The following is a 1,538-nucleotide window of genomic DNA, read 5'->3' on the forward strand; positions in this document are numbered from 1 at the left end:
CGGATAACACAGGCGCCCCTGCGTGGCTATCGATCCCCTCCTTAAACTCCACTAAAAGAGAGTCGAAATTGGGATATGGCTTCAACAAGGAAAAATCATTTTTTCCGTCGATTGTTACCATGAATTCAAGCTCCTTGTAAACCTCGGAGGTCACCGAGTTAAAAGGTTGCAGGCTGTTTACCGACAGAAGCATAGGCATCTGGAGTGTTTGCTCGGTTCGGGTTTTCGAACATCCCAAATCATTACAGGCCTCTATACCGAATGTATAGATCTCCCCCGGTTTTAATGAATCAATGATTAGAATTCCGCCTGTGTAACCGGAAAGAAGAAGGCTGCCGTTTTGATAAATATTAAAAGTAGTTTTAGCATTTATTTGACCGGACAATGTCCATATCAAAGATGCCTGATTGCTATAATAAATAGGGTTTAGCTGCACGTTGGAAACCGGATCCGGGATTGTATAAATATTTATACCCGCTGCCAGAAAGGTTTGACCAGGTGCTATGCTGAACTGGGCAGTGTTTGCGGTCGAATAACCTGGTTTAGTCGCCGAAAGGGTGTAGCTGACATTAGGACTAACGTTGGTAAATTTGAAATATCCGCGGCTGTCCGTTTTCGTTATTAAGCCAGTTCCTGTCAAAGAAACTTCTGCATCTTCCGCGGGTTTTGCCATACCTTCAAGGACAAAGCCTTCTATTTTACCGGGTACATTCACGCCGGGTACCGGCACTTTTTGACCGCTGCCCGGTATTGTGCACCATTCGGCGGAGCATTCATTCGCTGTGCTCCCTGTAAAGGTAATACCCGTTGGAGCGTTCTTATACGTGAGATTATAATTGCTGCCGGCTTTCTGTGAATCTACATTAAGGAGTACCAAGTTCGGATACTGAGGGTACTGGGTTGTTTTAAGAACTTGCAGTCCATTGTTAAATTGGTACCAGGAAGCTTCCTGAGCCGCTACGGCTCCGTCGAATTCCACAACCAGCAGATCTGGCTTCAGACCAGTAACTGATTTTACTGCTGCGTTAAGCTGTTTTACCGTCATTTTGAAGCTCTTGGTCGCCGTAAAAGCTTTGTTAAAGAGCGTGGCGGTAAGCGTAATCTCCTTATCGCCCGCACCGGAAGCCGGTCTTGTTAAATAAGAACTCCATGGAGTTAACACATTCGAATCACTGGATGACCAGAAAATTAAGGTGTTTTTCCCATTGTTATCCGGCAAGATTGGGCGTTCTGTGACATGATCCGCCGAATCGCCCGGCACATACCCGATTGTTAAAGCAGTCAAGGCTTCGTTAAGTTCGTATACGGTGTCACGATTGAAATAAAAAGAATAGGTATTAGTGAAATCTTGATCCTGAGCCCCGTATTGTTTGGCTATCTGGATCGTTCTGTCCGCTTCTAATACTTTGGCCAAAATCTCAGAAAAATCGCCCGACGCGGCTAAATTATCTTTCAAAGCCTTATTTGCGTTCTCAATTGCCTTTTCTTTTACTTCGTTTTCTACGGCAGGATCAAGCTTAAATGAACCACCGCCGCTC

The 1,538-nt window shown here is 45.1% G+C and carries 1 protein-coding gene (running past one end of the window); it reads right to left on the bottom strand.

All coding sequences use genetic code 11. The features are described from left to right. Positions 1 to 1,538, bottom strand: part of the annotated coding region (locus ACFVTG_RS24625; protein WP_390283601.1) for an immunoglobulin-like domain-containing protein (this coding region is incomplete at its 5' end). The annotated region extends 206 nt beyond the left edge of the window; 1,538 of its 1,744 annotated nt are in view.

This window comes from Arthrobacter sp. NPDC058127 (assembly GCF_042884555.1).
Lineage (GTDB): Bacteria > Actinomycetota > Actinomycetes > Actinomycetales > Micrococcaceae > Arthrobacter.